Genomic DNA, 24,332 nt, shown 5'->3' on the forward strand with positions numbered 1-24,332 from the left:
CGACTTTCCACCCTTTTACGGATCATGCCTGTCCGTGAGCCAGAGGGCATGTGCGGACGGGCATCCGGGTCACACGGGCGAATAGGGGGCAACAGGAGCTTGTCGTCGACAATGCCACGGATCGCCGCCCCGCGCCCCCGGCCCGGGGCCACCCCGACCGGATTTCTGCAAGGATTCGGAACCTCACCACAGAACGACGGAAGGCACCCCGTGGCCGAGCAGCTCCACGCCACCCTCAAGACCAACCACGGCGACATCGAAGTCCGGCTCCTGCCGCACCACGCACCCAAAACAGTGCGCAACTTCGTGGAACTCGCCCAGGGCGAGCGTGAGTGGACCAACCCCGCCACCGGCGAGCGTTCCACCGACCCCCTCTACAACGGCACCATCTTCCACCGCGTCCTCAGCGGCTTCATGATCCAGGGCGGCGACCCCCTCGGCACCGGCATCGGCGGCCCCGGCTACGAATTCGAGGACGAGTTCCACCCCGACCTGCGCTTCGACCGCCCCTACCTGCTCGCCATGGCCAACGCCGGCCCCGGCACCAACGGCTCCCAGTTCTTCATCACCGTCGCCCCGGCCACCCACCTCAACCGCAAGCACACCATCTTCGGCGAGGTCACCGACCCCGCCGCCCAGAAGGTCGTCGACGCCATCGCCACCACCCCCATCAACCCGCGCACCGCCCGCCCGGTCAACGACGTGATCATCGAATCCATCACCGTCGAAACCCGCTGAACCCCCGGCACGGCGCAAGCGCCGCACCACGGTCCGAAGGGAACCAAACGCCCCGCTCATCCGTAAGACTGAACAGGGCGCAAGCAGGCCGGACGACGACTTGGGGGACCTCATGGACCAGGCGCCAGACAGCGCGCAGCAGGCCCAGGACCTGCCCGGCTGCTACCGGCACCCGGACCGCGCCACCGGCGTGCGCTGCACCCGCTGCGACCGGCCCATCTGCCCCGCATGCATGGTCAGCGCCTCCGTCGGCTTCCAGTGCCCCGAGTGCGTCCGCACCGGCTCCGGCACCGGCCACCGACCCGACGCCTCCCGCCCCCGCACCCTCGCCGGCGGCACCGTCGCGGCAGACCCCCACCTGGTCACCAAGATCCTCATCGGCATCAACGTCCTGGTGTTCATCGCCGTACAGGCCCGGCCCTCACTGCTCAACGACCTCTACCTCCTCGGCAGCTGGCAGTCCACCCCCTTCTCACCCGTCCAAGGCGTCGCCGCCGGCGAGTGGTACCGCCTGCTCACCTCGACCTTCACCCACGAGGCGATCTGGCACATCGCCTTCAACATGCTCAGCCTCTGGTGGCTCGGCGGCCCCCTCGAAGCAGCACTCGGCCGCGCCCGCTACCTCTGCCTGTACCTGGTCTCCGGACTCGCCGGCAGCACCCTCGCGTACCTGGCGGCATCCCCCAGCACCGCCACCCTGGGCGCCTCCGGCGCGGTCTTCGGCCTCTTCGGCGCCACCGCCGTCCTGATGCGCCGCCTGAAGTACGACATGCGGCCCATCATCGCCCTGCTGGCGATCAACCTGATCTTCACCTTCAGCCCCGGCTTCAACATCTCCTGGCAGGCCCACATCGGCGGCCTGGTCGCCGGCGTCGTCATCGGCTACGGCATGGTGCACGCGCCACGCGAGCGGAGGGCCCTCGTCCAGTACGGCACGGTCGCGCTGGTGCTGGCGGTGGTGGTCGGACTGACCCTGCTGAGGACGGCACAGCTCACCTGAGCTGTCGATATCCACAGGTGATCGACCATTGTCCACAGCCCGTGGCCGATCTTGTGCACACGGTGCGGGAACAGGTGTGCCCCCTGTCACCGACCTGTGTTTATGCAGGTCAGGCAGGGGGCGGACACGTTTTCGATTGCCGGTACTTCCGTCACACCGGCGTCAACGTCCGGCAGGTTATCCACAGATCGTCGTTTCTTTTCCCCATTACCCTGTGGATAGCTCTGTGGATAACTTGCCGGGCAGAGCTGGGGCCGCCCTGGTTGATCAGGACGGGAGCGCCGGCGAGGGGGCTACTTCCACTGGGTGGAGACGCCGAATCCCGCCGCGATGAAGCCGAAGCCGACCACGATGTTCCAGTTGCCCAGGGCGTCGATGGGCAGGGAGCCGTCGGTCACGTAGAACACGACGATCCAGGCGAGCCCGATCACGAACATGGCCAGCATCACGGGTGCGACCCAGGCGCGGCTGTTCAACTTGATGGCGGTCGCCTGCTTCGCCGGCGGCGGCGTGTAGTCGGCCTTCTTGCGGATACGTGACTTCGGCACGAGGGTCTCTCCTGTCGATGCGCTGCGTGGCCGCGCAGGGAACTGTGGCTGGCTCGGGGCAGCGTACAAGGGGACACTGAGCGCTCCCCCGGGCGTCCGTTAGCGTAGTGCTTCCGTGGCGCCTAAGGAGATAAGGGTACGTTGAGCAATTCTGCCGACTTCCCCCCGCAGGAATCCAGTCCTGTCCGCGGGCGACGTCTGAAGCCCGTGCGGTTGCTCACCGCTGCCGTCTTCGCCCTCGCGGGCCTGATCTTCTTCACCAGCTTCAACACCGCCAAGGGCACCAATATCCGGACGGACGACTCGCTGCTGAAGCTGTCGGACCTGATCCATGAGCGGAGCCTGAAGAACGGCGAGCTGGACGAGTCCAACGCGGCGCTGCGGGAGGACGTCGAGTCGCTGGCGGAGCGGGACGACGGCAGTACGCGGGCCGAGGACGAGAAGCTGGCGGGTCTGGAGAAGAGCGCGGGGACGCAGAAGCTGACCGGCGAGTCGATATCGGTGACGCTGAACGACGCGCCGCCGGACGCGACGGCGAAGCTGCCGGGGTATCCCGAGCCGCAGCCGGACTACCTGGTCATCCACCAGCAGGACCTCCAGGCCGTGGTGAACGCGTTGTGGCAGGGCGGGGCCAAGGGCATCAAGGTGATGGACCAGCGGCTGATCTCGACGAGTGCGGTGCGCTGTGTGGGCAACACGCTGATCCTTCAGGGCCGGGTCTACTCGCCGCCGTACAAGATCACGGCGGTGGGTGATCCGGAGAAGCTCCAGCAGGCGCTGGCGGACAGCCCGTCGATCCAGAACTACATGGTCTACGTGAATGTCTACGGGCTCGGCTGGAAAGTCACCGAGGACGGGACGGTGACTCTGCCGGGTTACTCGGGCACAGTGGATCTGCAGTACGCCCAGCCCGTGGAGTGAGACCGATCGGGAGCCGCCGGTGCGTGTGGTCGTCAGGACGCTGAGCGAGCTGTGCATCACCGTCGGCACCGTGATCGTGCTGTTCGTCGTCTACGTGCTCTTCTGGACGGGCGTGAAGGCCGATCACGTGATGGACGACCAGATCGACCAGCTGGAAGAGCAGTGGTCGCGGGGGAGCGTGCGGGCGACGCCGAGCGGGGCGCCGGGGCCCGGAGCGGGATCGGGAGCGGGGGCCGGGGCGACGAGTCCGCCGGAGCCGGCGGCGTACCGGGCGGGCAAGCCCTTCGCGATCATGTACATCCCGCGGCTTGGTTTCACGTGGAACAAGCCGGTGCTGGAGGGCACGTCGACGGGGACGTTGAAGAAGGGGCTCGGGCACTACGCGCGGACGGCGCGGCTGGGGCAGAAGGGCAACTTCTCGGTGGCGGGGCACCGGCGGACGTACGGCGATCCGTTCAAGGACTTCCCGAGGCTGCGCCGGGGGGACGCGGTGGTGCTGACGGACGGGACGACGTGGTTCACGTACCGGGTCGACAAGGGTCCTTATCGGACGGTGCCGTCGGACATTGAGGTGATCGACCCTGTGCCACGTAAGTCGGGGTATACGCGTGCGGGCCGCTATCTCACGCTGACCACGTGCGATCCGGAGTGGGGGCACAGTCACCGGCTGATCGTCTGGGCGCATCTGGACTCCACACAGCCTGTGGAGGCCGGGAAACCAGCGGCCCTGCGCCGTTAGTCTGGTGGGCGGTACGGCGTGAGTCTGGTGCCGTGGCGCTACGGAAGGGACGGCATGTACGGCTGGATCTGGCGGCATCTGCCGGGAAACGCGTGGGTGAAGGCCCTGCTTTCTCTCGTGTTGGTCGTGGCCGTGGTGTACGCGCTGTTCCAGTACGTGTTCCCGTGGGCCGAGCCGCTGCTTCCCTTCAACGATGTGACGGTGGACAACCAGTGAGCGCGCGCATTCTGGTCGTGGACAACTACGACAGCTTCGTCTTCAACCTGGTCCAGTACCTGTATCAGCTGGGTGCGGAGTGCGAGGTGCTGCGCAACGACGAGGTGTCCACGGCGCACGCGCAGGACGGTTTCGACGGGGTGCTGCTGTCGCCGGGGCCGGGGACGCCGGAGGAGGCGGGTGTCTGCGTGGAGATGGTGCGGCACTGCGCGGCCACCGGGGTACCGGTGTTCGGGGTGTGTCTGGGCATGCAGTCGATGCAGGTGGCGTACGGCGGTGTGGTGGACCGGGCGCCGGAGTTGCTGCACGGGAAGACGTCGCCGGTCGAGCACGAGGGCAAGGGTGTGTTCGCGGGGTTGCCGTCGCCCTTCACGGCGACGCGCTATCACTCGCTGGCGGCCGAGCCTGCGACGGTGCCGGCGGAGCTGGAGGTGACGGCGCGGACGCACGACGGGATCATCATGGGGCTGCGGCACCGTGAACTTCCGGTCGAGGGTGTGCAGTTCCATCCGGAGTCGGTGCTGACCGAGCACGGGCACCGGATGCTGGCGAACTGGCTGCGCGAGTGCGGCGACCAGGGTGCTGTGGCGCGGTCTGCGGGGCTTGCCCCGGTGGTGGGCAGGGCCACGGCGTGACCGCGCTGCGCCCCGAGCGCGAGTCCGGTGCCTCGTACGGGGAGCAGCCGTACGGGGACTCGGGTGCGCTCGGGGAGTGGTACGGGTCGGCGGCCGGTTCGAGGCCGGGACCGGGTGCTGGTCCGGCTGCGGGTGCTGGTTCGGGTGAGGCGTGGTTGCCGCCGGTTGACGAGGAGACGGTGGCGTTGCGGCTGCCGGATCCGCCGGGCGCGATATCGGCGTCTGGAGGCCGGGCGGGGGCGGCTGGGGCTGGGAGTCCGGTGGGCGGCCGTGCGGCCCGCAGGAAGGCTGCCAAGCGGCGTCGTGGGCGTCATGGGGGCGCAGCGGAGGAGCCTGGTCGGCCGGAGTCCGGGGAGCGGCCGCTTTCGCGGGTCGAGGCGCGGCGGCGGGCGAAGGCGCGCAAGCCGAGCGCGGGTGTGGTGGCGAGCCGGGCGATCGGCGAGGTGTTCATCACGACCGGTGTGCTGATGCTGCTGTTCGTGAGCTACCAGTTGTGGTGGACGAATGTGCGGGCGCATGCGCAGGCGGACCGGGAGAAGAGCAGCCTCCAGGACGACTGGGCGAGCGGCAAGGGGAATCCGGGGACGTTCGAGCCGGGGCAGGGTTTCGCGATTCTGCACATTCCGAAGCTGGACGTGGTGGTGCCGATCGCCGAGGGGATCAGCAGCAAGAAGGTGCTGGACCGGGGGATGGTCGGGCATTACGGCGAGGGCGAGTTGAAGACGGCGATGCCGGACGCGAAGTCGGGGAACTTCGGTCTGGCGGGGCATCGCAATACGCACGGGGAGCCGTTCCGGTACATCAACAGGCTGGAGCCGGGCGATCCGATCGTGGTGGAGACGCAGGACGAGTACTACGTCTACAAGATGGCGTCGGTGCTGCCGGTGACGCCGCCGAGCAATGTGAGTGTGCTGGATCCGGTGCCGAAGGACTCGGGGTTCACGGGACCGGGTCGGTACATCACGCTGACGACGTGCACTCCGGAGTTCACCAGCAAGTACCGGTTGATCGTCTGGGGCAAGATGGTCGAGGAACGGCCGCGCAGCAAGGGCAAGCCGGATGCGCTCGTGCAGTAAGGGCAGATGAACAGTGGCAGCCACCACCGAGCAGCAAGAGCTCACCGATTCTCCTGTGGTGCCGCGGCGCCGGGGTCCCGGCCGGGTCGCGGCGGCGATCAGTGTCTTCGGTGAACTGCTCATCACGTCGGGGCTCGTGCTGGGCCTGTTCGTCGTCTACTCGTTGTGGTGGACGAACGTGGTCGCGGACCGGGCGGCGGACCGGCAGGGGGACAAGGTCCGGGACGGGTGGGCGCAGGAGGACAGCGGTGGTGGTCCGGTGGCGTACGACTCGAAGAACGGGGTCGGGTTCCTGCATGTTCCGGACATGAGCAAGGGCGAGATCCTGGTGGAGAAGGGCACGTCGTCGAAGATCCTCAATGACGGTGTGGCCGGCTACTACACGGATCCGGTGAAGTCGGCGCTGCCGACCTCGGGAAAGAAGGGGAACTTCTCGCTGGCGGCTCATCGGGACGGTCACGGTGCGAAGTTCCACAACATCGACAAGCTGGAGAAGGGCGACCCGATCGTCTTCGAGACGAAGGACAAGTGGTACGTGTACCGGGTGTACGCGACGCTTCCGGAGACCTCGAAGTACAACGTGCAGGTGCTGGGCGCGGTGCCGAAGGAGTCGGGGAAGTCGAAGGCGGGGCACTACATCACGCTGACGACGTGCACGCCGGTGTACACGAGCCGGTACCGGTATGTGGTGTGGGGTGAGCTGGAGCGGGTGGAGAAGGTGGACGAGCAGCGGACTCCGCCGAAGGAACTGGCCGGTTAGCGCCGGCATCACGGAGGCCCGAAGCCGCAACGTCTCTTGCGGCTTCGGGCCTCCGTGCTTTGGGCGCGGCTACGTCAGGTCGGCGATGTGCTGTTCGAACTCGCGTCCGTTCATGGCGTCCATGGCGGCCATGACTCCGGCGCGGAGGGCGATCATCTCCCGGCGGTGTTCGCCCGAGGTCTCGATCAGGGCGTTGAACAGCGGAAGAGTCCCGGGACCGTGAGGTTCCGGGACTCTTCGTCGGGGTGCGGTGGGTCAGTTCTCCGTGCGGTGGGCCACGCCGTTGACGCCGCCGAAGATTCCGCCGTCGTCGTTTCCGCCGTTGCCTCCGCCGTTGCCGGCGAGGGCCACGAGGTTGACCGTCTGGCCCTTGTTGACCGTGCTGCCGGGGGCGGGGTCGGAGTTGAAGACGGTGGCGTTGTCGTCCTGGGAGCCGGTGATGGTGCCGACGACCAGGCCCGCCTGCGTGAGCGCGTTCTTGGCGTCCTTGAGCTTCTGGCCCTGGATCTGGGGGACCTGGACCTGCTCGTTGGCCTGCTTGCCGACCTGGATGTTGACCTTGGAGCCGGGGTCGGCCTCCTGGCCCGCGGACGGGGTGGTCTGGATGACCTTGCCGACCTGGTTGGCGTCCTGGGTGTCGACCTCGCTGCACTCGCCGACGAGGCCGTTCTCCGTCATGCGGGCCTTGGCCTCGTCGCAGGTGGAGCCGAGGACGTCGGGCACCGTGGACTTCTCCTCCGCCTTGGCGACGGTGAGGGTGATCGTGGAGCCCTTCTCGACCTCCTCGCCGAGTTCGGGGTCCTGGGCCGTGACCGTGCCCTCGGGCTCCGAGGACACCTCCACGACCTTCTTGACCTCGAACTCGTACTTGTCGCCCTCCAGGGTGGACTTGGCGTCGTCGAAGTCGTCGCCGAGGACACTGGGCACCGCGACCTTGGGCGCGCCCGTCGAGACCACGACGTTGATCGTGGAGTTCTTCTCGACGTCGGTGTTGGCCGCGGGGTCCTGCGAGCAGATCTTGCCCTTGGGCTGGTCCTCGCAGGGCTTCTCGGTGCTGGCCAGTTTCACCTCGGCGTTGTCGGCGAGTCTCTCCGCCTCCTTGAGGGTGAGGCCCTCCAGGGACGGGGCGGTGGTGGTGGTGTTGGCCACTCCGTCCCCGTCGAAGATCCACTTGCCGATGAGGATGGCGCCGACCAGGACGAGGACCGCTGCGACGGCCAGCAGGATCGTCGAGGTGTTCGACTTCTTCTGGCGGCGGCGGTCCGGGCGGTCGTCGTAGCCGAATCCGCCGTCGTCGGGGTTCATCGGCGGCAGCATCGAGGTGGCGCCGGCGTCCGCCGAGCGCAGGGCGGTGGTCGGCTGGTCGTTGCCGTAGCCGCCGTAGCCGACCGAGCCCATGGCCGCCGTGGCCGCGACGGGCTGGCCGTCGAGGCAGGCCTCGATGTCGACGCGCATCTCGTCGGCGGACTGGTAGCGGTAGTTGGGGTCCTTGACCAGTGCCTTCAGGACGATGGCGTCCATCTCGGGCGTGATCTCGGGGTCGAAGACCGAGGGGGGCTGGGCCTCCTCGCGGACGTGCTGGTACGCGACGGCCACCGGGGAGTCGCCGACGAACGGCGGCCGTACCGTCAGCAGTTCGTAGAGCAGACAGCCGGTGGAGTACAGGTCGGACCGCGCGTCGACCTGCTCGCCCTTGGCCTGCTCCGGGGAGAGGTACTGGGCGGTGCCGATGACGGCGGAGGTCTGCGTCATCGTCATCCCGGAGTCGCCCATGGCGCGGGCGATGCCGAAATCCATGACCTTGACCTGGCCGTTGCGCGTCAGCATGACGTTGGCCGGCTTGATGTCGCGGTGGACGATGCCGTTGCGGTGCGAGTACTCCAGGGCCTGGAGGATCCCGATGGTCATCTCCATGGAGCGTTCCGGCAGCAGCTTGCGGCCGCTGTGCAGAAGCTCACGCAGGGTGGAGCCGTCCACGTACTCCATCACGATGTACGGGATCGACACATCACCGATGTAGTCCTCGCCCGTGTCGTAGACCGCGACGATCGCGGGGTGGTTGAGCGAGGCGGCCGACTGGGCCTCCCGGCGGAAGCGGGCCTGGAAGGACGGGTCGCGCGCGAGGTCCGCGCGCAGCGTCTTCACCGCCACGGTGCGGCCGAGGCGCTGGTCATGCGCGAGGTAGACCTCCGCCATGCCACCACGGCCGAGCACCTGGCCCAGCTCGTACCGGCCGCCGAGGCGACGCGGCTCTTCCATAAGCTACCTACCAGCCCTCTCCGTCGGTCCCGATCCGTACGTTCGTATGGTTCGGAGGCTGCCGTCCGGGCCTACCGTACCCGGCTCGCTCTGTGTGACCTGGCCAAGCCCGTCACCCGATACAGGACCGGTATCGCAACGTGCACCGATGTGAAGGGGACGTGATCGGGGTCACTTGTTGCTGTCGATGACTGCCTTCATCACGTCCCTCGCGATCGGGGCCGCGAGGCCGCCACCGCTGATGTCGTCGCGGTTGGCCGAGCCGTCCTCGACGACCACGGCCACGGCCACGGGCGAGCTGCCGTCGGACAGCTTGGCGTAGGAGATGAACCAGGCGTACGGCTTCTCGCTGTTGTTCAGGCCGTGCTGGGCGGTACCGGTCTTGCCGCCGACCGTGACGCCGTCGATCTTCGCGTTGCCGCCGGTGCCCTGGGGGTCGTTGACGACGGTCTCCATCATGTCCTGGAGCTTCTGGGCGGTCTCGGAGGAGACGGCCTGGGACAGCTCCTGCGGGTCGGTCGTCTCGATGGTGTCGAGGTTCGCGGCCTTCAGCTGGTCGACCATGTACGGCTTCATCAGCTTGCCGTCGTTGGCCACCGCCGAGGCGACCATGGCCATCTGTAGCGGGGTGGCCCGGTTGGATGCCTGGCCGATGCCGTCCATGGCGTTCTGCGGCGCGTTGTCCTCGGGGTAGACGCTCTCTGCGGCGCGGACCGGGGTGTCCAGCTCGGGGTTGTTGTAGCCGAACTTCTCCGCCTGCTCGATCATCTTCTCGTTGCCGACGTTGTCGGCCATCTTCGCGAAGACGGTGTTGCAGGACACCATGAGTGCGTACTTCAGGCTGGCGTTCTTACACACGCCGTGCTCGTTGGTGAGCTTGGTCTGGACGCCCGGCAGCGTGTACGGGTCGGGGGTGTCGGTCTTGTCGTCGATGCCGGAGACCTCGCCGTTCTCCAGCGCGGCGGCGGCGGTGACCACCTTGAAGGTGGAGCCCGGCGGGTAGGTCTCGCGCAGCGCCCGGTTCAGCATCGGGTCGTCGGGGTTGTTCGCCTTCTGGACGGCCTTCCATGCCTCGGCGTCCTTGTCGGAGGTCCCGGCGAACTTGGAGGGGTCGTAGGACGGCGTGGAGACCAGCGCGAGGATCTTGCCCGTGGCCGGGTCGATCGCGGCGACGGCGCCCTTCTTGTCACCGAGGGCCTCGTATGCGGCCTTCTGAGCGGCGGCGTTGAGGGTGGTGACGACGCTGCCGCCCTCCTTCGGCTTGCCCGTGATCATGTCGAGGGTGTTGCGGAAGAACAGCCGGTCGTCGTTGCCGGTGAGGATGCCGTCCTCCAGCTTCTCCAGCTGGTTGGCGCCGAAGGCCTGCGAGGAGTAGCCGGTGACGGGCGCCCACATGGCGCCGTTCGTCCAGGTTCGCTTGTACTTGTAGTCGCCGCTCTTGGCTTCCTTCGAGCCAGTGATGGCCTTGCCGTCGACGATGATGTTGCCGCGCGGGGTGGCGTACCGCTCGATGTTGACCCGGCGGTTCTCGGTGTCGGAGGCGAGCTCGTCGGCCTTGACGTACTGCAGGTAGTTGTCGCGCAGCAGCAGCGTGAGGATCAGCAGTCCGCAGAAGAGCGCGATCCGGCGCAGGGGCTTGTTCATGACGGGCGGACCACCTGGGTCATCTCGGCGTCGGGGTTGGGTGCGGGGGCTGGGGCGGGCCTGCGCGCGGTGTCGCTGATTCTGATCAGAATGCCGATGAGGGCCCAGTTGGCGATGACGGAGGAGCCGCCGGAGGCCAGGAAGGGCATCGTCATACCGGTCAGCGGGATGAGGCCCATGACACCGCCCGCGACGACGAAGACCTGGAGTGCGAAGGCGCCGGACAGGCCGATGGCGAGCAGCTTGCCGAAGGGGTCACGGGCGGCGAGAGAGGTGCGCACGCCGCGCTCCACGATCAGGGCGTAGATCACGAGGATGGCCATGACGCCGGCCAGGCCGAGTTCCTCGCCGAACGTGGCGAGGATGAAGTCGGAGTTGGCGGCGAAGCGGATCAGCTCGGAGTGGCCCTGGCCCCAGCCGGTGCCCATGGTGCCGCCCGAGCCGAACGCCCAGAGGGCCTGCATGGCCTGCTCGGAGTGGCCGGCCACGCCCTGGCGGGAGAGCGTGTACTCGCGCATCGGGTCGAGCCAGGCGTCCACGCGCTGTTGGATGTGCGGTTCGAAGCTCGCCACGCCGACGGCGCCCACTGCGGACATCAGCAGACCGAAGACGATCCAGCTGGTTCGCTCGGTGGCGACGTACAGCATGATCACGAACATGCCGAAGAAGAGCAGCGAGGTACCGAGGTCGGTCTCGAAGACCAGGATGAGGATGGAGATCATCCAGACGACGATGATCGGGCCGAGATCGCGGCCGCGCGGCAGGTACAGGCCCATGACGCGGCGGCTTGCGAGGGCGAGCGCGTCCCGCTTGACCATCAGATAGCCGGCGAAGAACACCGCAAGGACGATCTTGGCGAACTCGCCGGGCTGGATGGAGAAGCCGGCGACGGAGATCCAGATCTTGGCACCGTAGAGATTCTTGCCGAGGCCCGGCACCAGCGGGAGCAGCAGCAGGACGAGCGCGCCGACCATGGAGATGTACGTGTAGCGCTGAAGGACGCGGTGGTCCTTCAGGAAGATCAGTACTGCCACGAAGAGCGCGATGCCCAGCGCCGTGTACATCAGCTGCCGTGGCGCGGCGCTGCCCGCCTGTCCGATGGACTGGAGCAGCGGTGACTGGTCGAGCCGCCAGATGGCGACCAGGCCGAGTCCGTTCAGGAGCGTCGCGAGCGGCAGCAGCAGGGGGTCCGCGTACGGGGCGAACTTCCGTACGACGAGGTGCCCGATGCCTGCGAGCAGACCGAGGCCCAGGCCGTAGCTCAGCAGACCGGCGGGCACTTCCTCGTCGAGCGCCAGACCGACGTTGGCGTAGGCGAAGACGGGGATGACGACGGCGAACACCAGCAGTGCGAGCTCGGTGTTGCGTCGGCTCGGTGCGCCGATGGAGCCGATCGTGGACGTGTGGTGCGTCGGCGTGTTGGAAGTACTGCTCATCGTGTGACGGGGCCTCTCACGGCTTGCCTACTGCGTACCGCACTTCGATACGACCTTCTGCTCTTCCTCCGAGAGTGTGGGGCCGGCGCTGGGAGTGGGTGCGGTCGTGGTGGACGGGGACGGGGAGGTCGACGGGGAGCCCGAGGGCTTCTCCGACGCGTTCGGTGTCGGTGACGCCTTGGACGTGAGAGCGGTACGGGTGGTTCCCGTGACGCCTCCGGCCTCGCCCTCGCCGGTCTTGGAGTTCTGCTCGCTCTCGGCCTGCTGCCGTTCCGACTGCTTCTTGCACGCGGAGGCCTGGAGGGCGAGTTCGTCGATCTTCTCCTGGGCGGACTTCAGTCCGCCTTCGGCGATCGTCGCCTCGACCAGCTCCTGCTGGTACGGCGGTAGGTACTTGAGTTCGATCTCGGGGTGGTCCTTCTCCACGTCCGAGAGCGAGACCCAGGCGAGGTCCTGGCTGATGCCGCGGTACAGGGCTACGTGTTCGCCGTTGGCGCCGACGTAGTACTGGGTCTGCGTCCAGCGCCAGCCGCCGTAGAGTCCGCCGCCGATGACGGCGAGCGCGAGCACGGAGTAGAAGGATCTCTTCAGCCACTTGCGGCCCTTGCGGGGCTTGACGAAGTCGTCGTCGCCGTAGCTGCCGAAGCCGGCGGTGTCGATGTAGCCGGTGACGTCGCCGGAGCCGGGCGGGCCGAACTCGCCGCCGCCGCCCTGTCCGGGGACCTGGCGGCCGAGCCCGGAGGCCCGTCCGGCGGGGGTCTGCATGATGCCGTTGTCGTGGAGCTGGTGCTGGTTCTCGGCGACGGCGCCGACGACGACGGGCTGGTCGGAGATCTGCCCGGCGAGGGTGTCGCCGGTGTCCAGGTCGAGGACGTCCGCGACGATCACGGTGATGTTGTCGGGGCCGCCGCCGCGCAGCGCGAGCTGGATCAGCTCCTGCACGGTCTCCTGGGGGCCCTGGTAGCTGGCGAGGGTGTCCTCCAGGGTCTGGTGGGACACGACGCCGGAGAGGCCGTCGGAGCAGATCAAGTAGCGGTCGCCGGCGCGGACTTCGCGGATGGAGAGGTCGGGTTCGACGTGGTCGCCGCTCCCCAGGGCCCGCATCAGCAGGGAGCGCTGCGGGTGGGTGGTGGCCTCTTCCTCGGTGATCCGGCCCTCGTCGACCAGGCGCTGCACCCAGGTGTGGTCCTGGGTGATCTGGGTGAGGACGCCGTCGCGCAGCAGGTAGGCGCGGGAGTCGCCGACGTGGACGAGGCCGAGGCGCTGGCCGGTCCAGAGCAGGGCGGTGAGCGTGGTGCCCATGCCCTCCAGCTGGGGGTCCTCCTCGACCATGGAGCGCAACTGGTCGTTGGCGCGCTGCACGGCGGTGCCGAGCGAGGTGAGGATGTCGGATCCGGGGACGTCGTCGTCGAGGGCGACGATCGTGGAGATGGCCTCGGAGGAGGCGACCTCGCCGGCGGCGGCGCCGCCCATGCCGTCGGCGATGGCGAGAAGGCGGGGTCCGGCGTATCCGGAGTCCTCGTTGCCCTCTCGGATCATGCCCTTGTGCGATCCGGCGGCGAAGCGCAGTGACAGACTCATGCGCACCTCGCCCGTCGGCTCCGGGTACATCCGCACGGTGCCCACCCTCCGGTCGGGAGCGCGCCGGGGCCCGTCGTGGGGGCCTCCTCGGCGTGCTCGCTCCGCTCGCGCCTAATCATGATGTAGCACTACTTCCGCAGCTCGATGACGGTCTTGCCGATGCGGATCGGCGCGCCCAGCGGAATCGGTGTGGGGGTCGTCAGCCGCGTTCGGTCGAGGTACGTGCCGTTGGTGGATCCGAGGTCCTCGACGATCCACTGGCCGTCGCGGTCCGGGTAGATCCTGGCATGACGGCTGGAGGCGTAGTCGTCGTCCAGCACGATCGTGCTGTCGTGCGCCCGGCCCAGGGTGATGGTCTGGCCCTGGAGCGCGACCGTGGTGCCGGTGAGGGTGCCTTCGGAGACCACGAGCTTGCTGGGGGCGTTGCGGCGCTGCCGGCCGCCCCCGCCGGCCTGCTGGCGCTGTTGCGGCGGCGCGGCCTGCCGGGCCGCCTGCTGCGGCCGGTTCGCTTCCCGGCGCGATCCGCGCTGTGTGACGCGCGTTCCGAACAGGTCGCTGCGGATGACCTGCACGGCCACGATCACGAACAGCCACAGGACGGCCAGGAAACCCAGCCGCATGACCGTGAGGGTCAGCTCTGACATTGCCCCCGCTTCACCCTTCGGCTTGCCTATAGATAACGGTGGTGTTGCCCACGACGATCCGCGAGCCGTCGCGGAGCGTAGCGCGGGTGGTGTGCTGCCCGTCCACCACGATGCCGTTGGTGGACCCGAGATCCTGGATCGTCGAGGGCGTTCCGGTCCGGATCTCACAGTGCCGGCGGGAGACGCCGGGGTCGTCGATCCGCACGTCGGCCTCGGTGCTGCGGCCCAGCACGAGTGTCGCGCGGGAGATCTGATGGCGGGTGCCGTTGATCTCGATCCAGTAGCGGGTGCGGTTGCCGGCCGCGGGTGCCGTGGGCCGCTGGTTGCCGGCGGGCTGCGGGTAGCCGTAGCCGCCGGGGCGGGCGCCGCCGGGGGGCGGTGCGCTCGGCATGGGCGGGGGTCCCGCGGGTGCGGCCGGTGCGGCGGCGGGCGGGAAGCCGTGGCCGCCGGGCCGGCCCGCGGGGGCCGCGGACTGCTGATCGGTGGAGCCGGCCAGGGTGCGGCTGCGGACGCGGTACAGGCCGGTGTCGAGGTCGTCGGCCTTCTCCAGGTGGACCTTGATGGGTCCCATGAAGCTGTAGCGCTGCTGCTTGGCGTAGTCGCGGACCATGCCGGCGAGCTCGTCGCCGAGCTGTCCGGAGTAGGGGCTCAGGCGCTCGAAGTCGGGTGCGCTGAGTTCCACGATGAAGTCGTTGGGGACGACCGTGCGGTCGCGGTTCCAGATGGTGGCGTTGTTGTCGCACTCGCGCTGGAGCGCGCCGGCGATCTCCACGGGCTGGACCTCGGACTTGAACACCTTGGCGAACGTGCCGTTGACCAGACCTTCGAGACGCTGCTCGAACTTCTTCAGGACTCCCATGGGGCACCTCCTCCGTAGCTGTCTGCGTCCTGCGTCCCGCGTCGCGGGTGTTGCCTTGCCTGGTACTGCTTACTGATCGTATCCACGCGCCGGTGAATCGGCTGGTTCCCCCTGTCGGCACGGGCCGACCGGTGTCGACGCCTGACGAAGTTCCCTGTGGAGCGCGTCCTCGAACCCTTCTCGGACGCGGTCCTGCCAAGGATCGTAGAGGCGGCCGCAGACCAGTGTCCCGCACCTGACTGTGGACCTGGACCGGCTCCGGGGCCCGGGGGCCGGACCGGTACGAGGTTGATACGTGAACAAGCACACCTTGATACGTGGGTACCGGGCACCGGTGGCACCGGTTCTGGGGGGCGGCTGCCCCGGAAGAAGGGATGTGAACCCACCCTGGACCCCGTGCTAATGTTCTGCATGTCGGAAGGCGCCGCGCCGAAAGGAACGGAGCCCGAGGACACACCCAATGCGCGGGTGGCGGAATAGGCAGACGCGCTGGATTCAGGTTCCAGTGCCCGCAAGGGCGTGGGGGTTCAACTCCCCCCTCGCGCACAACTCGGAACGGCCGGCATCGATCACGATGCCGGCCGTTCCGCTGTGTCCCGGGGTCCTCCGGAGGGCTTCCGGAGGACCCCGGACCGGTCCTCGTGATGTGATTTTCCCGGTGGTGTGACGTCCGTCTCACCGGGGGTGGGGCGGGTCAGGACGCGTGCTTCATCACCAGGCTGACGTTGTGGCCGCCGAAGCCGAAGGAGTTGGCGAGCGCCGCGTCCCAGGTGCCGGTGCGGTTCTCGCCGCGGACCACGTCGAGGCGGACCTCGGGGTCCTGCTCGTCGAGGTTGCGGACGGCCGGGACGATCCCGTGGTGCAGGGAGAGCAGGGTCGACAGGGCGCCGAACGCGCCCGAGGCGCCGAGCATGTGACCGGTCATGGACTTGGTGGCGGTGACCGCGGCACCCTCGCCGACGATCTTCGCCAGCGCCTCCGCCTCCGCCAGGTCGCCGCTCGGGGTGGAGGTGGCGTGCGCGTGGACGTGCCCGATGTCGCGGGCCTCGACGCCCGCGTCGGCCAGCGCGGTGCGCATCGCCTGCACCTGGCCCTCCGCGTCGGAGGCGGTGATGTGGTGGGCGCTGGAGTGCACGGCGGCGCCGGCGAGGGCGCCGTAGACGCGGGCGCCGCGGGCGCGGGCGAACCCGGCGCGTTCCAGGACGACGAGGGCGGCGCCCTCGGCGATCACGAACCCGGAGCGGGCCGCGTCGAAGGGGCGGGACACCGCGGCCGGGTCGCCGTCCCGCACGGACAGGGCCTTCATCTGCCCGAACGCGGCGACCATGAACGGGAACACGGTGGCCTCGGTGCCGCCGGCGACCACCACGTCCGCGCGGCCCGCCCGGATCAGGTCCAGGCCCAGGGCGATCGACTCCGCGCCGGAGGCGCAGGCGCTCACGGGGGCGCGGGCGCCGGCCCGGGCGCCCAGCTCCATGGAGACCCAGGCGGCGGGGCCGTTGGGCATGAGCATGGGCACCGCGTACGGGGACAGGCGCCGCATGCCGGAGCTGTTGTAGAGGTCGTACTGGCCGAGGGAGGTCAGGACGCCGCCGATGCCGGTGCCGACGGCCACGGCCAGCCGCTCCGGCTCCACCTGCGGGCTGCCCGCGTCCTGCCACGCCTCGCGGGCGGCGAGGACGGCCAGCTGCTCGCCGCGGTCCAGCTTGCGGGCCTTGACGCGGCCGATCTCCTCGGCCGGATCGGCGTCGACGGTGCCGCCGATGCGCACCGGCAGCTCGGCCGGCCAGTCGGCGCCCAGGTCGCGGATGCCGGAACGGCCGGCCAGCAGGGCTTCCCAGGAGGCGTCGGCGCTCGCGCCCAGTGGCGTCAGCGCACCGACACCCGTCACCAGTACGTCGTCAGTGTGCGGGGCCATCTCAACTCTCCTCGGGTGCGGGTGCGGGTGCGGGTGCGGGTGCGGGTGCGGGTGCGGATTTGGATGCGGATTCGGATCGGGCGGGGCCGGTGGTGGCCGCGTCGGGTCCCCGGTCCCTCCACCCTGGCGGGGGAGTGCTCCGGGTGGGCCCGTGGGTCGCGAACGGGCCAGGGATCCTGCGTGAACGCGGCATCGGATCGGGCAGGTCAAGTCGGCGTTCCGGGGCCCTCGCCGGTGTGCGCGGATCTGCCACAGTGCGTGCGCGGCCCGGCGATCGAGTCACCGTCCGGTCGCCTAGCGTGAGCAACGGTGCGGCGGTGCCCCGTCGGGCCGGGGACGGTCCGGTGCGCGGTCGGGTGTACCGGTGCCGGTCGTCACCTCGTGGGGAACAGCTCGCCGTCCGTGCGGCGGGCGAGGAGCGACCGGTACCAGGCGGCACCGGCGGCGAAGTCGCGGGCGAAGTCGTTCGCGGGGGCCGTGTCGAGCAACTGCCACAGACGGGAGCTGTCGTACCAGTGGTCGACCGCCAGCAACGACAGATGCCTGCGGACCTGCGGGTCCCGGTCGGCGCCGGTCAGGGCGGCGGCCTGTTCGTAGGTCACCCCGTCCCGGGGCGGGGCGAGCCGCAGCGCGCGGCAGACCTCCTCGATCAGGTGCCGCGCGGTGACCGGCTCGGGCCGGGAGGCGTGCAGGACCGCGCCGCGCGGCAGTTCGGGCCGTACGGCCAGCGCGGCGACGACCCGGGCCAGTTCGTGCACACCGATCACGGACGTGCGGGCGCGTCCGTCGTCGATCCAGTGGGGGAAGGCGGTGAGGAGGTCCACCAGGGCCGGGACGACCCAGATGTCTCCGGGGCCGTACACCAGGTGCGGGCGCAGGACCAGGCCGCCGGCGGCGAGGACGCGCCGCTCCCCGGCGAGCCTGCTGACGCTCGTCGGCGAGGCGGGGCCGAGTTCGGGTTCGCCTTCCCTGGCCCCGGTCGCCGGCCGGTCCCGGTACACGGCCGTCGTGCCCAGCTGGACGATCCGTTCGACGCCCGCGCGGGCGGCCTCGGCCAGCAGGGCCCCGGTGCCGGTGTCGTTGACGGCCGCGCAGTCCTCGGGGCCGGCGCCGATCAGCGAGGCCAGGTGCAGGACGGTGTCGACGCCGTCGCACACCCCGCGCAGTGAGCGCGGGTCGGTGAGGGAGCCGCGGTGGACCTCCACCCGGTGCGGGTCGTGGGCGGCGGGGGCGCGGTGGTGGACCAGGAGGCGGATGCGCGGTGCGTCGGCGGGATCGGTGCCGGTGGTGAGCAGTTCGGTGACGTGGGAGCCCACGAAGCCGGTCCCGCCGGTGATGAGTATCCGTCGTGTCGGTGCCATGTGGGTTTCTTTCCGATCGGGTCTCGGGAAAAGGGGTCGGGGCGGGCAGTGCGGCACGGGAGAGTATTCGAGCCGGATAAGAGTGGGGCGCGAATCGTGGACTCGGTCCAGGGGGAATGTGAGGCCATGCGGTACGGCGGACTTCTGCACGGAAAGCATGCGTTCATCACCGGTGCCAGCAGTGGAATCGGAGCTGCCGCGGCCCGGGTCTTCTGCCGGGAGGGGGCGTCGGTCACACTGGCCGCCCGCCGCGAGGAACGGCTTTCGGCGCTCGTCGACGAACTGCGCGAGGAGGGATTCCGGGCCCAGTACGTGGTGGTCGACGTTTCGGTGAGCGAGCAGGTCAGAGAGGGTGTCGCTCGGGCGGTGGAGCGGTTCGGGAGACTCGACGCGGCGTTCAACAACGCCGGCGTCGGGGCCGAGGGGACACCCCTGCATCTGATGAGCGACGAGGTCTACGACACCGTGATGGAGGTCAATGTCCGCGGAATGTGGAACTGCCTCAGGTATGAGATCACGGCCATGCTCGAAGGAGGTGGATCCATTGTGAACACCAGCAGTACGGCGGGAATGGTGGCGACTCCGGTAGCCGCCCCCTATATCGCCGCCAAGCATGCCGTCGTCGGATTGACCAAAGCGGCGGCCGCGGAATACGCGGCGCGTGGAATCCGGGTCAATGTGATTCTTCCCGGGGCGACCCGCAGTGAGATGACCGAGGCGTGGATGGCGGCCGTCCCCGGAGTGGAGGAGGAACTGGTGCGGGCGGCTCTGGTGCCGAGGATCGCCGGGCCGGAGGAGATCGCCGAGGCGGCGGCCTGGCTGTGCAGTGACCGCGCCTCGTTCGTCGTCGGCGCGACGGTGCCGGTGGACGGCGGGTGGACGGTGCGGTGAGCGGAGGGAGAGCGGACGGCGGGGCCGGCGGGGACGGAGGAGTGGGGGACGGCGGGGATGGCTGAGTGGGGGACGGCGGGTGCGGTGCTCGGGCCGGATCGGAGGTGCCGCGGTGGCAGGTCGTGCCGTGCGGGCTCCGTCGGTGCGGGTCATGGGACGGGCTCCTGGACGGGGACGGAACGAGAAGCGGTGCCCGGTGAGGGCGGGATCCCGCCCGCCCGGTCCGCCGCGCAGGGCACGGCGGACCCGGGACGGGGCCGGGGATCGGGTGCGGGTTCGGGTCGGACGGCCGGGTTCGGCGGCCGTGGGGTCCTGAAGTGGGTCCTGAGGTGGGTGTTTTGAGGCGAATGTTCTGAAGTGGGTGTCCTGAGGTGGGTTCGGTCGCGGGGCCGGTGTCTGCGGCCCGGGGCGGGACGGCGGTGAGAAGGGTGGGTGAGGGTGGATGGACGGCTGCCGGCGAGGTCACGCCGAGGAGGATCCGGCGCGCGAGGGCCACGTGCCGCGGGACCGGTGCCGGGGCACGGACGTGCGGCTCGGGCGGCGCGAACGCCCGGGTGCGGGTGGCGGATCGTCCCGGGGGCGATGTCCGGGGGCGGGCCGTGCGGCCGCGGCCGGTCCGGCGCGATGCGGGAGCAGGCTGTGCGCCTACTAGGTCGCGGTGCCGCGGGGTGCCGGGCGTCGTTGCCGGGGCGGTGCGGCGGATGACCGGGGGCCCGGACGGACCCGGTGGAGCGGATGGCGGATCGGGTGGTGGAGCAGGTGGTGGTGCGGCCCTGCGGCCGATGGGTGCGGGGAGCCGCGCGGCCGGCCACGGTGGAGCCGTGGTCCCGGGGCGGTCCGGCACCGTGCGGCCGGCGGGGCGTTCAGCGAGGCCCTGCCGCCCGGCCGCCCTCGCGGAAGATGATCTCGAAGACCTGCTCGCCGCCCTGGTGCCCGGTGACGGACAGGACGTATCCGTGGCCGGCCTCGTCCTTGAGGTCGGTGCGCACGGTGCAGGGTGTGTCGAACTCGACGTAGCGGGAGCAGGAGACCTCGCAGGACGAGGGCCGGAAGGGGCGTGCTCCGAAGAGGGTGTGCGCGGCCTGCTGGGCGGCGTCGAGGAGGACCATGGCGGGCAGGTGGTCGTTGGGGTGGTCGAACATCAACTCGTTCGACACGTCCGCCCGCAGCAGCCACTCCCCGGTGCGGTCACCCGGGGCCAGGACCACGTCGTGGGCGTGGGTCCGGCCGACGGAGTGCGGTGGCACGGGAGCGGGCAGGGGTGCGGCGAGCGCGCGCGGCCAGGCGGTCTCGGTGCGGCCGTGGCGCAGTCGGCGGTAGACCTCGGGGGTCATCACCGAGCAGTCGCCGCCGCCGGTGCCTATGATCTCGCCGTTCACGCGCAGGACCACCCGGGCCTGGAGCGAGGCGGGGACGCCGCGGCGCTGCCTGAGCTGGTGGACGGAGACGTCCAGGTCGAGCCGGGCGGGCGCGTCGGGGGCGAGCAGTCGGCCCGGGTCGACGCGGTGATGGGCGCCGGAGACCAGGAACTTGTGGCCGAGCGGTACGCCGAGCCCGTCGTGGGCGACCAGGATCACGGCCTGGCGGACGCTCTCGATGACCAGTGAGGGCAGGAAGTTGCCCGCGGTGTCGGTGAAACGGCGGTGGCCGGCGGGCCACTCGGTGGAGACGGTGTAGTGGGTGTCGTCGAGCTTGGTGATGCCGGTGGGCAGTACGTCCCTTCGTTTCGCGCGGTGTACGAGCCTGGTGTCGATCGTCGCCGCGGGTGGCGGGCCGACCGGCCTGGCCGGTGCCGCCGGTGTGACCGGCCTGACCGGAAACAGCGGCCTGCTCTTCCCCCCGTGGCGGTGTCGGCCCCTGTGAATACCAATGTTGGTGGTCATTGCTCTTCCTTCTGGAACGAGAAGGTGCATGACGGGTGACTGGTTCCAACCCCGCCGGTAAGATACGCGCATGCGGGTATGTTTTTCAATGAGAGCGGGTCGTTCCGCATACGAACCCGCTCCTGCTCATCATCAACAACGACGAACGAAGGGGGCCCGGTGGCACAGCAGGATCGAGCCATCAGGACGCGCCAGGCGATTCTGGAAGCGGCCGGCCAGGTCTTCGCGGAGTGCGGCTACTCCGCGACGAGGATCTCGGACGTCTACCAGCGGTGCGGTGTGACGAAGGGGGCCTTCTACTTCCACTTCACCTCCAAGGCCGAACTCGCCCAGGCCGTACTGGACGAGCAGGTGGCGGAGCAGAGCCGGTACTTCGCGCCGCCGCGGGAGGCCGGGGCGCCCAAGGTCCAGGAGTGGGTGGACGTCGCGCTGGTCGTGGCGCACCGGCTCACCTTCGACCGGATGCTCCAGGGCAGCATCCGGCTCGCGGTGGACCTCGGGCACGAGGTCATCGACCGCAAGGTGCCGTACCAGGCGTGGATCGAGGTCAGCACCCAGCTGCTGACGGATGCCCGCGACCTGGGTGAGCTGGTCCCGGGTGTCGAGGTCGCCGCCCTGTCCGAGGCGGCGGTCGGCGCCTTCACGGGGGTGCAGCTGCTGTCGGAGATCATGACCAACCGGGTGGACGTGGAGGAACGGATGGCCGTCCTCTACGACCTGATGGCCCGTTCGGTGGCGACGCCCGAGGTGTACGCCCGGCTCCGCATCACCGCGGACCGCGGCAGGACGCTGGCGCGCGGGGCGGCGCTGCACAGCGCCGTCTGAGGCATGTCCTGGGGCGGTCCCGGCGGGGCCGCGCCGAAAGGAGCGGCACGTGCAGATCCAGCAGTTACGGGCATTTCGAGAGGTGGCGGCCGAGTTGAGCGTCACCCGGGCCGCGCGCAGGCTCAACTACGCGCAGTCCACGGTCACCGCGCAGATCCAGAACCTGGAGGAGTCGGTCGGCGCGGCGCTGTTCGACCGCAGCCGACGGCAGTTGGCGCTGACCGAGGCGGGCGCGCGGCTGCTGCCGTACGCCCGGATCATCATCGACGCCGCCGAGGAGGGGCGGCGGGCGGTGGCCGGGGAGCCGGGCGCGGTCTGTGCCGGGCCGGTGCGGCGGGCCCGCGGCGGCCGGGCCGTGGTGCGCGGGATTCCGCTCGGCGGTGCGCGGCGCGGGTAGCGGGGGCCGGCGGAGGGGGAAGGGGGGCCGGTCCCGGCGGGCGGGGTGCTGGGGGCGCGATCGGGGGGCCGGGAAACGGAAGATCCTCTACCGGCGGCGGAATTGATTATTCCTTGGTCTTCCCTTAGCGCTATAAGCGTGGAATTTCATATTCCGTGCAGTTGGTTTGGCCGGAAAAAATCGTTGTGCGGGGCCTCGGAATGTGAAATTCCGGGGCCCTTCGCCGTTCGCGCGTGTTTCGGCAAGACCCGGTGCGCGGTGCGGCAACCGGTCGCCCGGAGGCGTTCGTAGAGTCGGGGCATCGCGGTGGGTCCGGGGCCGCAGGCGGGCCGGACACCATCCGCCCCCAGTCGCGGCCCTCCCGCCGACCGGCGCCCTCCTCGTAATCCCCCGGCGAGGAGCGCCCCGTGGCGGGAGGGCCGATCCCGCACCTCCCGGGCCGCGCCCCGCAGGCCGCCGTGCGGCCCGGTGCCCGCCTCTTCCCCGCACCCGCGAACCGACCACCCTGCCCGGACAAGAGTGAGGCTCAGCCCGACATGAACGCTGATCAGCGCACGACGGACGTGGATTCCTGGCGTCTGCTCCCGGCCGCCCAGCAGCCCGACTGGCCCGACCCCGACGCCCTCAAGGGCGTGCTCGCAGAACTCGAGTCCTACCCGCCGCTCGTCTTCGCCGGGGAGTGCGACCAGTTGCGCGAGCGCATCGCCCGGGTGGCCCGGGGCGAGGCGTTCCTGCTCCAGGGCGGCGACTGCGCCGAGACCTTCGACGCGATCACCGCCGACCAGGTGCGGGACAAGGTCAAGACGCTGTTGCAGATGGCCGCCGTGCTCACCTACGCCACCTCCGTGCCGGTCGTGAAGATCGGCCGGATCGCCGGCCAGTACTCCAAGCCGCGCTCCCGGCCGGTCGAGGTCCGCGGCGACCTCACCCTGCCCGTCTACCGCGGCGACGCCGTCAACGGACAGGAGTTCACCGCCGAGGCCCGCCGCCCGGACCCCGAGCGCCTCAAGCGCATGTACCACGCCTCCGCCTCCACCCTGAACCTCATCCGGGCCTTCGTCACCGGCGGCTACGGCGACCTGCGCCAGGTCCACGAGTGGAACCGGGACTTCGTCAACAACTCCCCCGTCGGCGCCCGTTACGAGGCCCTGGCCGGCGAGATCGACCGCGCCCTGACCTTCCTCGCCGCCTGCGGCGCCGACCCCGGCGAGTTCCACCTCGCCGAGTTCTTCTCCAGCCACGAGGCGCTGCTGCTCGACTACGAGTCCGCCCTCACCCGCGTCGACTCCCGCACCGGCCACGCCTACGACGTCTCCGGGCACATGATCTGGATCGGTGAGCGCACCCGCCGGCTCGACCACGCGCACGTGGCGTTCGCCGCCGCCGTGCGCAACCCCGTCGCGGTCAAGCTCGGCCCGACCGCCACCCGTGAGGAGGTGCTCGCGCTGATCGACCGGCTCGACCCCGCCCGTGAGGCGGGCCGGCTGTCGTTCATCACGCGGATGGGCCGCGACCGGGTGCGCGACGTGCTGCCCGCGCTGGTGGAGGCGGCGGCCGAGGCCGAGGCCCCGGTCGCCTGGATCTGCGACCCGATGCACGGCAACACCTTCGAGGCGGCCAGCGGCCACAAGACCCGGCACTTCGACGACGTACTGGACGAGGTGGCCGGCTTCTTCGAGGCGCACCGGGGGCTCGGCACCCACCCGGGCGGCATCCACATCGAGCTGACCGGTGACGACGTCACCGAGTGCGTCGGCGGCGGCCATCCGGTCGGTCTGACCGATCTGCACCGGCGCTACCAGACGGCCTGCGACCCCCGTCTCAACCGCTACCAGGCGCTCGATCTCGCGTTCCAGGTGGCCGAGTTGTACGCCGGTCGCGACCTGCCCGCCGCCGTCGGCCCCCGCGTCGCACGGGCGGCCTGACCGGCGCGGACGCCTCCGCGCACCGGGCGGTGGGGCCGGGCCGGGGTCGGCCCGGCCCCACCGGCGCGTGCTCCGC

The 24,332-nt window shown here is 70.0% G+C and carries 22 protein-coding genes and 1 tRNA gene; 13 read left to right on the forward strand and 10 right to left on the reverse strand.

Annotated features, from left to right (window positions below):
* Positions 1–210: 210 nt before the first annotated feature.
* Positions 211–738 (forward strand): peptidylprolyl isomerase, encoded by a 528-nt coding sequence (locus AB0E07_RS05880; protein ID WP_362246873.1) that lies wholly within the window; start codon positions 211–213, stop codon positions 736–738.
* A 112-nt stretch (positions 739–850) separates the two neighbouring features.
* Complete coding sequence (locus AB0E07_RS05885; protein WP_362246875.1) at positions 851–1,738, forward strand: rhomboid family intramembrane serine protease; 888 nt, start codon at positions 851–853, stop codon at positions 1,736–1,738.
* A gap of 293 nt (positions 1,739–2,031) precedes the next feature.
* Here the strand turns inward: AB0E07_RS05885 and crgA are convergent, their stop codons facing one another.
* Positions 2,032–2,286, reverse strand: coding sequence for a cell division protein CrgA (gene crgA, locus AB0E07_RS05890; protein WP_362246877.1), 255 nt, complete (start codon positions 2,284–2,286; stop codon positions 2,032–2,034).
* 141 nt (positions 2,287–2,427) lie between these two features.
* On the opposite strand from crgA, the gene AB0E07_RS05895 reads away from it, so the two are divergent.
* From AB0E07_RS05895 to AB0E07_RS05920, 6 genes are read left to right on the forward strand one after another with little or no spacing between them, the layout of a single operon-like run.
* A complete protein-coding gene (locus AB0E07_RS05895) occupies positions 2,428–3,207 on the forward strand; it encodes a DUF881 domain-containing protein (RefSeq protein ID WP_362246879.1) in 780 nt (259 codons plus the stop codon).
* 19 nt (positions 3,208–3,226) lie between these two features.
* Positions 3,227–3,946 carry a class E sortase gene (locus AB0E07_RS05900; RefSeq protein ID WP_362246881.1) on the forward strand — a complete coding sequence of 240 codons (720 nt, stop codon included), beginning with the start codon at positions 3,227–3,229 and terminating at the stop codon, positions 3,944–3,946.
* 54 nt (positions 3,947–4,000) lie between these two features.
* Positions 4,001–4,162 carry a hypothetical protein gene (locus AB0E07_RS05905; RefSeq protein ID WP_362246883.1) on the forward strand — a complete coding sequence of 54 codons (162 nt, stop codon included), beginning with the start codon at positions 4,001–4,003 and terminating at the stop codon, positions 4,160–4,162.
* Positions 4,159–4,797, forward strand: coding sequence for an aminodeoxychorismate/anthranilate synthase component II (locus AB0E07_RS05910; RefSeq protein WP_362246885.1), 639 nt, complete (start codon positions 4,159–4,161; stop codon positions 4,795–4,797). Before AB0E07_RS05905 ends, AB0E07_RS05910 begins: the two co-directional genes overlap by 4 nt.
* Entirely contained in the window at positions 4,794–5,873 is a 1,080-nt protein-coding gene (locus AB0E07_RS05915) for a class E sortase (RefSeq protein ID WP_362246888.1), read from the forward strand. Before AB0E07_RS05910 ends, AB0E07_RS05915 begins: the two co-directional genes overlap by 4 nt.
* Before the next feature lie 13 nt (positions 5,874–5,886).
* Entirely contained in the window at positions 5,887–6,633 is a 747-nt protein-coding gene (locus AB0E07_RS05920; protein WP_362246890.1) for a class E sortase, read from the forward strand.
* A gap of 255 nt (positions 6,634–6,888) precedes the next feature.
* Here the strand turns inward: AB0E07_RS05920 and pknB are convergent, their stop codons facing one another.
* From pknB to AB0E07_RS05950, 6 genes are all read right to left on the reverse strand, one after another.
* Complete coding sequence (gene pknB / locus AB0E07_RS05925) at positions 6,889–8,892, reverse strand: Stk1 family PASTA domain-containing Ser/Thr kinase (RefSeq protein WP_362246892.1); 2,004 nt, start codon at positions 8,890–8,892, stop codon at positions 6,889–6,891.
* Positions 8,893–9,063: 171 nt separating this feature from the next.
* The gene (locus AB0E07_RS05930; RefSeq protein ID WP_362246894.1) at positions 9,064–10,536 is read right to left on the reverse strand and encodes a penicillin-binding transpeptidase domain-containing protein; all 1,473 of its coding nucleotides are present in this window, start codon (positions 10,534–10,536) and stop codon (positions 9,064–9,066) included.
* On the reverse strand, positions 10,533–11,972 hold the full coding sequence (locus tag AB0E07_RS05935) for an FtsW/RodA/SpoVE family cell cycle protein (RefSeq protein ID WP_362246896.1): 1,440 nt from the start codon (positions 11,970–11,972) through the stop codon (positions 10,533–10,535). The genes AB0E07_RS05930 and AB0E07_RS05935 overlap by 4 nt, the downstream gene beginning before the upstream one ends.
* 27 nt (positions 11,973–11,999) lie before the next feature.
* Entirely contained in the window at positions 12,000–13,553 is a 1,554-nt protein-coding gene (locus AB0E07_RS05940) for a Stp1/IreP family PP2C-type Ser/Thr phosphatase (RefSeq protein WP_362246898.1), read from the reverse strand.
* A 128-nt stretch (positions 13,554–13,681) separates the two neighbouring features.
* Positions 13,682–14,197: an FHA domain-containing protein gene (locus tag AB0E07_RS05945; RefSeq protein ID WP_362246900.1), complete on the reverse strand. Its 516-nt coding sequence runs from the start codon at positions 14,195–14,197 to the stop codon at positions 13,682–13,684.
* A gap of 10 nt (positions 14,198–14,207) precedes the next feature.
* Positions 14,208–15,056 (reverse strand): DUF3662 and FHA domain-containing protein, encoded by an 849-nt coding sequence (locus AB0E07_RS05950; RefSeq protein WP_362246902.1) that lies wholly within the window; start codon positions 15,054–15,056, stop codon positions 14,208–14,210.
* A 462-nt stretch (positions 15,057–15,518) separates the two neighbouring features.
* Here AB0E07_RS05950 and AB0E07_RS05955 point away from each other — a divergent pair.
* Positions 15,519–15,602: transfer RNA gene (locus tag AB0E07_RS05955), tRNA-Leu, on the forward strand.
* Between the two features lie 148 nt (positions 15,603–15,750).
* On the opposite strand, the gene AB0E07_RS05960 is transcribed toward AB0E07_RS05955, so the two are convergent.
* On the reverse strand, positions 15,751–16,974 hold the full coding sequence (locus tag AB0E07_RS05960; RefSeq protein ID WP_362246904.1) for a beta-ketoacyl-[acyl-carrier-protein] synthase family protein: 1,224 nt from the start codon (positions 16,972–16,974) through the stop codon (positions 15,751–15,753).
* Positions 16,975–17,348: 374 nt separating this feature from the next.
* A complete protein-coding gene (locus AB0E07_RS05965; protein ID WP_362246906.1) occupies positions 17,349–18,335 on the reverse strand; it encodes an NAD(P)-dependent oxidoreductase in 987 nt (328 codons plus the stop codon).
* Positions 18,336–18,461: 126 nt separating this feature from the next.
* Here AB0E07_RS05965 and AB0E07_RS05970 point away from each other — a divergent pair, with 126 nt between their 5' ends.
* Positions 18,462–19,226 (forward strand): SDR family oxidoreductase, encoded by a 765-nt coding sequence (locus tag AB0E07_RS05970; RefSeq protein WP_362246909.1) that lies wholly within the window; start codon positions 18,462–18,464, stop codon positions 19,224–19,226.
* An 863-nt stretch (positions 19,227–20,089) separates the two neighbouring features.
* On the opposite strand, the gene AB0E07_RS05975 is transcribed toward AB0E07_RS05970, so the two are convergent.
* Positions 20,090–21,109: a ScbA/BarX family gamma-butyrolactone biosynthesis protein gene (locus tag AB0E07_RS05975; RefSeq protein WP_362246911.1), complete on the reverse strand. Its 1,020-nt coding sequence runs from the start codon at positions 21,107–21,109 to the stop codon at positions 20,090–20,092.
* Between the two features lie 159 nt (positions 21,110–21,268).
* Here AB0E07_RS05975 and AB0E07_RS05980 point away from each other — a divergent pair, with 159 nt between their 5' ends.
* The 3 genes from AB0E07_RS05980 (at position 21,269) to AB0E07_RS05990 (ending at position 24,256) form a co-directional block, all read left to right on the forward strand.
* Positions 21,269–21,934, forward strand: coding sequence for a ScbR family autoregulator-binding transcription factor (locus tag AB0E07_RS05980; RefSeq protein WP_362246913.1), 666 nt, complete (start codon positions 21,269–21,271; stop codon positions 21,932–21,934).
* A gap of 49 nt (positions 21,935–21,983) precedes the next feature.
* Positions 21,984–22,331, forward strand: a complete 348-nt coding sequence (locus tag AB0E07_RS05985; RefSeq protein ID WP_362246915.1) for a LysR family transcriptional regulator — start codon at positions 21,984–21,986, stop codon at positions 22,329–22,331.
* A gap of 536 nt (positions 22,332–22,867) precedes the next feature.
* Positions 22,868–24,256 (forward strand): class II 3-deoxy-7-phosphoheptulonate synthase, encoded by a 1,389-nt coding sequence (locus AB0E07_RS05990; RefSeq protein ID WP_362246917.1) that lies wholly within the window; start codon positions 22,868–22,870, stop codon positions 24,254–24,256.
* Positions 24,257–24,332: the final 76 nt, after the last annotated feature.

It is taken from the genome of Streptomyces sp. NPDC048002 (assembly GCF_040653275.1).
GTDB lineage: Bacteria > Actinomycetota > Actinomycetes > Streptomycetales > Streptomycetaceae > Streptomyces.